General features: G+C 68.9%; 13 protein-coding genes and 1 tRNA gene. 7 read left to right on the forward strand and 7 right to left on the reverse strand.

What is annotated here, in order from left to right:
• Nucleotides 1–87: 87 nt before the first annotated feature.
• The 4 genes from nrdI to ABMQ42_RS14160 all read left to right on the forward strand — a co-directional run bounded on the left by nrdI (nt 88) and on the right by ABMQ42_RS14160 (nt 2,325).
• A complete protein-coding gene (gene nrdI / locus ABMQ42_RS14145; protein ID WP_349723655.1) occupies nt 88–495 on the forward strand; it encodes a class Ib ribonucleoside-diphosphate reductase assembly flavoprotein NrdI in 408 nt (135 codons plus the stop codon).
• Between the two features lie 166 nt (nt 496–661).
• The gene (locus tag ABMQ42_RS14150; RefSeq protein ID WP_349723629.1) at nt 662–1,483 is read left to right on the forward strand and encodes a histidine phosphatase family protein; all 822 of its coding nucleotides are present in this window, start codon (nt 662–664) and stop codon (nt 1,481–1,483) included.
• A gap of 33 nt (nt 1,484–1,516) precedes the next feature.
• Complete coding sequence (locus ABMQ42_RS14155) at nt 1,517–1,774, forward strand: hypothetical protein (RefSeq protein ID WP_349723630.1); 258 nt, start codon at nt 1,517–1,519, stop codon at nt 1,772–1,774.
• A gap of 68 nt (nt 1,775–1,842) precedes the next feature.
• Nucleotides 1,843–2,325 carry a hypothetical protein gene (locus ABMQ42_RS14160; RefSeq protein WP_349723631.1) on the forward strand — a complete coding sequence of 161 codons (483 nt, stop codon included), beginning with the start codon at nt 1,843–1,845 and terminating at the stop codon, nt 2,323–2,325.
• A 108-nt stretch (nt 2,326–2,433) separates the two neighbouring features.
• Here the strand turns inward: ABMQ42_RS14160 and ABMQ42_RS14165 are convergent.
• Nucleotides 2,434–2,505: transfer RNA gene (locus ABMQ42_RS14165), tRNA-Lys, on the reverse strand.
• 98 nt (nt 2,506–2,603) lie between these two features.
• On the opposite strand from ABMQ42_RS14165, the gene ABMQ42_RS14170 reads away from it, so the two are divergent.
• Together ABMQ42_RS14170 and ABMQ42_RS14175 are read left to right on the forward strand one after the other, a co-directional pair.
• On the forward strand, nt 2,604–3,416 hold the full coding sequence (locus ABMQ42_RS14170; RefSeq protein WP_349723632.1) for an inositol monophosphatase family protein: 813 nt from the start codon (nt 2,604–2,606) through the stop codon (nt 3,414–3,416).
• A complete protein-coding gene (locus tag ABMQ42_RS14175) occupies nt 3,413–3,982 on the forward strand; it encodes a DcrB/PsbP domain-containing protein (protein ID WP_349723633.1) in 570 nt (189 codons plus the stop codon). Before ABMQ42_RS14170 ends, ABMQ42_RS14175 begins: the two co-directional genes overlap by 4 nt.
• On the opposite strand, the gene ABMQ42_RS14180 is transcribed toward ABMQ42_RS14175, so the two are convergent.
• Nucleotides 3,983–5,140: an SLC13 family permease gene (locus ABMQ42_RS14180; protein ID WP_349723634.1), complete on the reverse strand. Its 1,158-nt coding sequence runs from the start codon at nt 5,138–5,140 to the stop codon at nt 3,983–3,985.
• A gap of 454 nt (nt 5,141–5,594) precedes the next feature.
• On the opposite strand from ABMQ42_RS14180, the gene ABMQ42_RS14185 reads away from it, so the two are divergent.
• Nucleotides 5,595–5,873, forward strand: coding sequence for a hypothetical protein (locus ABMQ42_RS14185; protein WP_349723635.1), 279 nt, complete (start codon nt 5,595–5,597; stop codon nt 5,871–5,873).
• Here the strand turns inward: ABMQ42_RS14185 and ABMQ42_RS14190 are convergent.
• The 5 genes from ABMQ42_RS14190 to ABMQ42_RS14210 form a co-directional block, all read right to left on the reverse strand.
• A complete protein-coding gene (locus ABMQ42_RS14190) occupies nt 5,870–6,136 on the reverse strand; it encodes a hypothetical protein (protein WP_349723636.1) in 267 nt (88 codons plus the stop codon). The genes ABMQ42_RS14185 and ABMQ42_RS14190 overlap by 4 nt on opposite strands.
• Nucleotides 6,137–6,553: 417 nt before the next feature.
• On the reverse strand, nt 6,554–7,048 hold the full coding sequence (locus ABMQ42_RS14195; RefSeq protein WP_349723637.1) for a holin: 495 nt from the start codon (nt 7,046–7,048) through the stop codon (nt 6,554–6,556).
• 2 nt (nt 7,049–7,050) lie between these two features.
• Entirely contained in the window at nt 7,051–7,506 is a 456-nt protein-coding gene (locus tag ABMQ42_RS14200) for a hypothetical protein (RefSeq protein ID WP_349723638.1), read from the reverse strand.
• Entirely contained in the window at nt 7,503–8,666 is a 1,164-nt protein-coding gene (locus ABMQ42_RS14205; RefSeq protein ID WP_349723639.1) for a glycoside hydrolase domain-containing protein, read from the reverse strand. The genes ABMQ42_RS14200 and ABMQ42_RS14205 overlap by 4 nt, the downstream gene beginning before the upstream one ends.
• Nucleotides 8,667–8,730: 64 nt before the next feature.
• The coding region (locus ABMQ42_RS14210; protein ID WP_349723640.1) for an alginate lyase family protein at nt 8,731–9,395 on the reverse strand (665 nt) is incomplete at its 5' end.

Consider the following 9,395-nt stretch of genomic DNA (forward strand, 5'->3'; position numbering starts at 1 on the left):
CACGGTCGCGGCCGGAGCCGCGGCATCCCGCTTCGGACTAGCGTGTCTGCCCAGACGGGGTGAGCGGAGCAGATCGTGCAGGTGCCGGTGTATTTCTCCTCGAGCGGGTCGGGGATGGTCAAGCAGTTCGCGACGCGGCTGGGGCGCCCCGTGTTCGATCTCAGCGACCGCGACGTGCGCCGATCGGTGCCGGATGGGCCGTGGGTGCTGCTCACGCCGTCATACAAGACCGGCAACCCCGACAACGACACCCTGCCCGAGCCGGTGCGCAGGTTTCTGCGCAATCCGCTGACGCGCCGCCGTCTGGTGGGCATCATGGGCTCGGGCAACCGCAACTTCGGCGCGCACTACCAGGCGGCGGCGCACCACGTCGCGCGCGCGTCGGGCCGGCCGATCCTCTTCGAGTTCGAGCTGCAGGGCACGCCGTGGGATCTCGAACGCGCGCGGGAGATCCTCGCCGAGCTGGACGTGCGATTCGCCGAGGCCGACGACTGACCACCCCGAAACGGCGCAACACTACACCTGCGGCACCCTTGAGCGCGAGGCCGACGGTCCGATACCTGGCGACGGCCGACAGCTCGTGACGGGCCGCCACGGCCGCTCCTACTCTGTCGACGTCCACGCCACCGCGGCGAGGGCGGAATCGTCAAAGGAGATGATCATGCCGGAACTCACTCGTCGCACCATGCTCACAGGAGGCCTCTCAAGCGGTGCCCTCGCCGTCGGTGCGCTGCTCGTGGGCAGCGACCCCGCACTCGCTGCCATCGGATCATCCGCCGGCCGCAAGTCCGGTCCGCACACGACGACGGCCATGGTGTACCTGCTGCGCCACGGAGAGACCTGGCTGAACGTCGTGGGTGCGGCGCAGGGCTGGAGCGATGCACCGCTGACGAAGACCTGGGCGCCGACGGCGAACCTCATCGGCAAGAACCTCGCCCAGAGCGAGGGGCGGTTCACGGCCGCGTTCAGCGGCGACATGGGCCGGCACTACGAGACCGCGACGCGGGTGCTCGCCGGGGCCCGGTCGTCGTTGCGCGTGACCCGCGACGAGCGCCTCCGGGAGGTCGCGTTCGGCGGATTCGACGGAGGCGACGGCGCCGTGATGTGGACGGCGGCGGCCAACAAGCTCGGCTACGCCAGTCAGAGCGCGGCGCTGAAGGCGGGCGCGACGATCCTCGATCTCGTGGATGCCGCTGCCGCTCTGAATCCGGATCCCGAAGAGACCGTCGCCGAGACATCGGCGGAGGTGGCCGATCGCATGGAAGAGGGGCTGAACGACATCGTGCAGAAGTCCGCGCGCAGCGCGAACGCGAAGATCCTCGTCGTCTCCAGCGGCCTGTCGATCGCGGCGCTGTTCACCAAGTGGGGCATCGACGACCAGATCCCCGCGGGCGGCCTGAAGAACGGATCGGTGAGCAAGCTCCAGTGGGATCGCGGCAGCTGGTCCGCGTTGAGTGTCGGCGACGTCAGCTTTCAGAGCTGACGTCGCGCGGGCTGGCCGTGTAACCTCGCCCGCATGGGCACCGACCTCGCCGAGGACCTGGCCGCGCTGCTGTACCGCGTCGACCCTCTCGGGCTCGTGCCGATCGGCGTGCCGGCCGACGAGTATCGAGCCGAGGCCGAGGCGATTACGCGGCGCCTCGGCGAGGTGCGCACCGTCGAAGACCTCGAGCGCATCGCCCACGAGGAGTTCGTGGCGTGGTTCTCGCCTGAGCTCGCCGGTGCGCGCGACCGCTACACCGCCCTCGCCCACGAGGCCTGGACGCTGATCTGAGCCGAAGACATGCGGGCGCGACGCCCGCTGTCGCCTCGCCCCCCGTGCAGCGCCTGTAACGTCAAGACATGCCCCACCGCAGCGTAAAGCTGACAGCACTGCTCGCGGCCGTCTCGCTCGCCGCCGCGGCGCTCGCCGGATGCACCGCCACGCCACAGCCCGCGGCCGGGCAGACCGAGACCGAGGCCGCGCAGACCGCGCAGGCGGCGGACACCGGCCACGACGCCGCCGTGCCAACGCCGTCACCGACGCCTGAGACGCCGTGCGAGGCCGCAGCGAATGCTTCAGGGATCGCCGACACCGGGCCGCGTGCACACGCGAGCGGGGAGGTCACGCTCGACTCGAACGGCTATCCCGTCACGTACACGGTCGCGCCCAACGATGCCGCGGGCGCTGTCGTCGAGCGGCTGTGCATCAACCTGACGATCCTGGCCAGCCTGAACCAGGGACTGTGTCCGTGGGTCACCAGCAACCCGCAGCCCGGCGATGTGTGGAACCTCGATTCGCTCGACCCGGTCGCACTCCACGAGTTCGACGAGAAGGATTGCTGAGCCGCACGGCACGTTGCGCGCCCCTTGCACGGCGGGCCGGTCCGTGCAACGAAAAACCTCGGTAACCAGTGCTGATCTTCAGCCCGTTACCGAGGTTTCTCCCTGCTGTGCGCCCCCTGGGATTCGAACCCAGAACCCATTGATTAAGAGTCAATTGCTCTGCCGTTGAGCTAGAGGCGCTCGGTTCACCGGAGCGGCGAACCGAGAGTCAACACTAGCACCCAGATCGGCTGGCAACGAAATCGAGCGGGACATCGACGCCCGGCTATCCTGAACGGGTGACCCCCCAGACTTCCCCCGCCGAGTTCGAAGACGATCTCGCGCTCGCCCTGCGGCTGGCCGACGCGGCCGACGAGGTGTCTATGGAGCACTTCGACGACCCCAGCCTCGGCGTTCTCCTCAAGGCCGACGCGACCCATGTGACCGACGCCGATCTGGCGACCGAACGCGCGATCCGCGACATCCTCACCGCACAGCGCCCGCGAGACGGCGTGTTCGGCGAGGAATACGGCACGAGCGGATCGACGTCACGCCAATGGATCATCGACCCCATCGACGGCACCGCGAACTACATGAAGGGCATCCCCATGTGGGCGACGCTCATCGCCCTCGTCGTCGACGGTGTGCCGCAGGTGGGCGTCGTGAGCCAGCCCGCACTGGGGCGCCGCTGGTGGGCGGCCACGGGCCAGGGCGCGTGGACGCACGGTCCCGACGGCGACCCGCGACGACTGCACGTCTCGAAGGTCGACGCGCTCGAAGAGTCGAGCGTGAGCTTCCAGAGCATCGCCCAGTGGGACGAGGCGGGGCACCTGGACGCTCTCCTCCGCCTCAGCCGCACGGTGTGGCGCGACCGTGGCTACGGCGACGCGTGGCCCTACATGCTGCTCGCCGAAGGACGCCTGGAGATGGTGGCCGAGTTCGACGTCAAGGAGTACGACATCGCCGCCCACGTCCCGATCGTGCGTGAAGCCGGCGGCCGGTTCACGGACTTCGACGGGCGGGATGCCGTGGACACCCGCTCCTCGCTCGCGACCAACGGCCTGCTCCATGACGCCTACCTGCGCCTGCTGCACGGACCGGACGCCCTGTGACGCACCGCCGCACACGAGCGATCGCACTCGTCATCGGCCTGGGAGCGCTGCTCACCGGGCTCACCGCCTGCAGCGGTGATTCCGGGACCTCGGCCCCCGAGACACCGGGCGCGTCCGCCCCGATCGCCGGTTCGCAGGTGACGCCCACGCCCACCGTCACCGATGCGGCCACGGAGGCGCCCGCGAACCTCAGTTGCGAGGGCATCCTCCCCGCTGAGACGGTCGAGGCGTTCACCGAGGCCGGCTGGACATCGCGCCAGGACCCCTTCTACGTGGGCAACACCGAGCTGAGCGGCGGGCTGCAGTGCATCTGGGGCAACCCGAAGGTGGCCAGCGACGACGTACAGGTGTACGGATGGGCCCCGATCACGGACGACCAGGCTCAGCAGGTCACCGACGAGCTCACGGCGCAGGGCTGGGTCGCATCCGAGGAGAACGGCGCAACCTACTTCGTGGCACCCGACAACGCACCGATGGGCATGGCGTACCGCCTCACCGACGACCAACTGACGGTGTCGGATACGAAGCAGGGCCTCCTCCTCATCGAGTGGCCTCCGGCCGGCTGATCACGCCGTCACCGCCAGCGCGAGGGTCCCGGCGACGACGCTCAGCGGTGCCGCGATCGCTCCCCACGCGATGACACGTCGCCACGGCACGTGGACGCCCATCGCGACGAGCCGGTCATGCCAGAGGAGCGTCGCCAGCGACCCCCAGGGCAGGATCAGCGGCCCCGCGTTGACGCCCACCAGCAGCGCAGCGAGACGCACCGGATCGCTTCCCACCGCCGGCTCAAGTGCCAGGTAGGCCGGCAGGTTGTTCACGAGATTCGCGGATGCCGCGCCCGCCGTCGCCGTGCGCAGCAGGTCTCCCGTTCCTGTGCCGCCGCCGACGAGCACGGCCAGGGCGTCGCCCAGGCCGAGCGCGTGCAGCGCATCGACGGCCAGGAAGAGACCCGATACGAACACCACCAGCCGCCACGGCAACAGCCCGAACCGCAGCGATCGCCGCTGACGTACGGCGAAGACGGCCAGCAGCACGAGAGCGGCGCCGACCGCCGGCATCCACACCGGCACTCCGCTCACCAGCAGAGGGAACAGCACCACCAGGGTCACCGCGCTCCAGCGGTACAGCACCGCGTCGCCCACCGTCGCGGGTGCCACGACCGCGTAACGTGCGCGCAGATGGTGTCCCGCGACAGCGAGGATCACGAGCAGCGACATCACCAGCGCGGCCACTGCCGACGGCCACATCAGCGCGGCGAACTTCGCCGGGGTCGGATCGCCCATCGCCCGCTGCGCCAGCAGATTCGTCAGATTCGACACGGGCAGCAGCAGCGACCCGGTGTTCGCCGTCCACACCGTGGTCAATGCGAACGGCAGCGGGTTGAGCCCCGACTGCCGCGCGAGAGCCACGACGATCGGGGTGAGGAGCACCGCCGTCGTGTCCAACGACAGGAAGACGGTGCACACCGTCGCGGCGACGACCACCAGCATCCACAGCACCCACGCCCGACCGCGCCCCCAGCGGGCGACGTGGCGTGCGAGCACCGTGAACACACCGGCCACCGCCGCAAGCTCGGTCACGACGGTGATCGCGATCACGAACAGCAGCACCGGCCACACGCGATCCCACAGCACGAGTGCGTCGGAGAAGGGAAGGATGCCGGTGGCCAGGGCCACCGCGCCCAGCACCAGCAGCACTCCCCCGACGGCGACCGTCTTCATCCGCACTCTCCTGGGCCCCGACCTGGTCTGCGACAAGCGAAGCCCCTCGGTCCCGCACAGGGATCGAGGGGCTTCCTCCGAGCGACAGCGGTTCGTGGAGATGGGGGGAATCGAACCCTACGCGAAGCCCCGTGACGACGCCGCTCCCCCGGAATCATACGGCGGATGGGGTCGTCTCGGGTGGCGTCGGGAGGGGTTATCAGCGGTCGAGTGTGGGCAGAATGTGGGCACGAGGGATATGCTTCCCTTCCCCGGATGCATTGGTTCCGGGCATAACTGAAGAGAGGAGGTAATCCGATGAGTCGACTTTCAGAGCTCGCGGCCGAGGCCGATGCCGCGGAGTACGAAGAAATGGGCTACGAGGAGCACGAGCAGCTCGCAGACGAGCCGTGCTGACACCCACGACGAGACGCCCCCTCACGGCATGTCCGTGAGGGGGCTTGCTCTGTGGGGCATGCACCCCGACACCGCGCTGAGCGTGGCCCTGGACGCGATCTGTGCCCGCCACCAGCATGAGCCTGGCGCGGGCGTGGCGATCGTTGAGCTGCGCGCCGCTGCCGGCGACCGTCTCGACATCCTGCACCAGACCATAGGTGAGTGGGTGGGGTACTTCGACGACGAGTCACGGCACGAGTACTGTGCCGAGCTGCTCGACGCGTTCCCCGCCGCAGCCGCACACGTCGACGTCGGGCGCCGCCGGCGCGGACACGTGCACAGCACCACCGGGTATTAGTCGCCCTTGCGACGAACCGCCGAGATGACCTGCGCGGACCCGCCGAGGATGGCTGGCATGAACCCGATGATCGCTGCGCCGCCTTTGTCCATCAGGATCAGCACCACACCGGCGATGAGACCGCCGAACGTGATCAGCTGCGCGCCGACCGCACCCCACCGAACGCCCGTGGACTCAGCCTTCGTCAGCCGCGTCAACGCTTCCGCGCTCGCTCGCTCCTTCGCGAGATGAGCATCGATGATCTGGCGCGCCGATCCCGGCACGACGGAGTCGTAGCCGCTTAGCGTTCCCGGGTCTGGGAGCGGTCCGCTGAATGATGCGAGAGCGACTTCGACTGTGACGTCCTCCGGTAGGCCGGCTGGGACGACGTCTTCCGCGTCAGCAGGCCCATCATCTCTCGAAGCCGAGACGGGTCGCCGGTCACGCCGACGTACGCCCCATGCATCACTGCCCGGCCGATCTGTGGTCTCATCGGCTGCTTCATGCTCCAAGCCTAACCCGCCCAGCCCCAGGTGTCTTGTTCCCCATGCCGCGACTGTAGCGCACCCGTCCGACGCTCGTCGATACCAAGTCGTCTCGCAGCCGGGATACGACGAAAGACGCCCCCGCCGCGCATCCATCGGGGGATGCGCGGCGGGGGCGTCTGGGTCATGTGTGGAACCCGATCGGCAGTGTACCGATCAGTCGGTGAGCTCGCTGGGGTCGATGCCCTTCGCGGCGGCCGGGACGGTGGTCACGACCGGAACCGTGTCGCCATCGGCGGTGCCGGCGTCGATCGGCGGAGCGGTCGGATCCTGCGGCAGAGTGGCGAGGATCAGGCGCACCAGGGATGTCAGCGCGGCGATCGCGGCCGCCTGCAGCACCGTCGACCATGCCACATCGGTCAGCAGCGTCGCGCCGAGGAAACCGGCCGCGAGCGCCTGCGCGAACGTCTTCACGACGCGCTCCACGGCGGCCAGCCACCAGGGCAGGTCCACGCCGTCCGCCTCCGGGATGCCTGCGAGCGATGTCAGCAGCGATGCGACGAAGCCGAGCGCCCCGGCCGAGGCGATCGTCAGCCACGGCACCGAGGTGAGCAGCGCACCGCCGAGGTACGGGAGTGCGATCGCGAGCGCCGTGTAGACGGCGCGCAGCACGGCCGCCTCCCACCAGGTCACAGAGGTGATGGTCTTCATGGTCAGTTCTCCTTCTGGGTGATTGCGTCGCGTACCCACGCGATGTCTTTGCGGATCCCGCGGATGTCGGATGCCTGCCCGGCGAGATCCACCCGGGTCTGCTGTTGGTCCTCGCGCAGCTGCACGATGTCGTCGCCGTTCTTCCGGTGCGCGCGCTCGAGGTGGTCGAGCTTGGTGATCAGCGCGTCGAGCTTCTCCTCGCTGCGCGCCGACATGTCAGCCAGCGACGACCCGTGATTCGGGTGCAGCTGGGTGAGGGCGCGCTGGGCGAACGCGGCCCCGGTCGTCACCGTCCCGCCGATGCCCGCCGCGATGATCCGCCCGAGCGTGTCGTCCAGCAGCGGCTTGCCGTGGTCGTCGTACGTGGACCCCATCCAGGCGAGCACCAGCACGGTGAGCAGCCCGCCCACGACGACGATCACGGCCGTGGGCCAGATCGGCGGGCGGGGCTTACTCACGTGACGGGCTCCGTCCACGCCGCCTTCCACGTCTCCGGCCCGATCAGGTTGTCGACCTGCAGCCCCTTCTCCTTCTGGAACTCGCCGGCGATGAACGCGGTATTGCCGGTCGGGGTGGTCGCGCCCTCCGGGCCGTAGAGGCCATCGACGGTGATGTTCCAGCCGCGATCCGCCATGCGCTGCTGCCACCGCTTCAGATCCGCACGGTGCGAATGCCAGCCCGACACAGACTGGGCGCCGAGCCCTTCGGGGCCGAAATAGGAGCCGCTCGGCAACGGATACTTCGGTGGCGTCGTCGGCTTCGGGCCCCTCGACTTCGCGGGCTTGGCCGGCTTGACGGGCTTCTTCGGGGCCGGCGACGCAGCGAGACGTGCCTCGGTGACCGAGCCGACGATCGCATCCTTCGTGATGCCCTGATCGCCCTGGAACTCGTACAGGGCCGCGATCGTGCCCGCACCCATCTGGTCGTCGACACCGTGCGGGCCAACGCTGTACCCGTGCGCTGTGAGGCGCTGCTGCACCCACTTCACCGACCGGTCCACGGTGATGTCGCCGGGCTGGTAGCCGGTCGATGCCGGGGCCGATGCAGCGCCGACCTGGCCATAGGCAGACTTCAGCGCGCGGGTGTAGTCGACGGCGGCGCCGTCGATGCTCTGGCTGTTCCACCACTGGTACAGGTGCGCGTGAGACGAGACGTGGCCGCCGGACCACGCGTACGTCTGCCAGAAGAACGATGCCTTGCCCGCTTTCGCGGCCCGCTCGATGACGTAGTAGCCGCCGTAGAGACCGATCCGTGCCCGCGGGATGACCGTCGCGATCCCGTCGAGGGTCGCGTGAATCTTCGCCTGGTCGACCTCGGACGCGTCCCAGTCGGCGGAGAAGTAGATCACCGCGTCCGGGTAGCCGAGCGCGGATGCCGCGGCCTGCGCGACCTTGCCGAGGTTCACCCCGGCATCCCTCCCACCCTTCAGCTCGGTTCCGGACGCCTCGTAGTTCAGCACGACCGCCAGCCCGGCACGCGTGTACGTGTCGAGCTCGGCGCGGGTGCAGGACTTGCCCCCGAAGTTGCCGATGTACCGACAGACGAACCGCTTGCCCGCTTTCACGAGCGCCTGCGGGGATGGTCGCCCCCACGAGAAATCCACGCCTTCTATGGCCATTGGTCTTTGTCCTTCCAGTGGAGAGAGCCCCACCGGTCGGTGAGGCTCGAGGTTGCGTGTCGGGTCAGCCGAATAGGGGCCGGCCGCGGTAGGCGAGGATGCCTTGCCGGAACCCGAAGTAGTCCTGCGTGGTCGTGTACGTGTCGATCAGCAGCTGGCTGTCGTCGGTGGGCCACAGGGCGTGCAGCGGGTCGACGTGCGCCTGAATCCGTGGGGTGCCGGTCGGCTGCCAGTACGGGAACGCTTCCGGGTGCGCCGTCCAGTACGCGACCTTCTGCCACGTCTCCCGGAACGTGGACCCGTCAGGGCCCGTCCAGTCGTACAGCCACTCCCCACTGAACCGTGCGATCTCCGCCGCCTGCGTGGCCGCGTTCAGGTAGAAGTTGCAGTAGTAGAGGCTGTTGCTGCCACGATCGATCTCGGAGACCGGCACATTCCCGGCGATACAGGTCGCCATCAGATCCGACCAGCGGAACAGTGCCTTGTCGAACACGGCCCGGTCGCCGAGGAACGCGCCCGACGCGAGGTTGAGCACGACCCCCCACATGGCCCGGTTCTCGGTCTGCTTGTACGCGGTCGAGTAGTTCAAGCCCGTGACCGTCATCGCCCGCATGGCCGTGTCGAACTCTTCCGTATACGCGTCCGAGTCGCGCACCAGCATCGCCGCCTGCAAGAACATGGGCCACTTGTTCGACCAGTTCAGCCGCGACTCTCCGTCGTCGGTGATCG

It is taken from the genome of Microbacterium sp. KR10-403 (assembly GCF_040196215.1).
Taxonomy (GTDB): Bacteria; Actinomycetota; Actinomycetes; order Actinomycetales; family Microbacteriaceae; genus Microbacterium.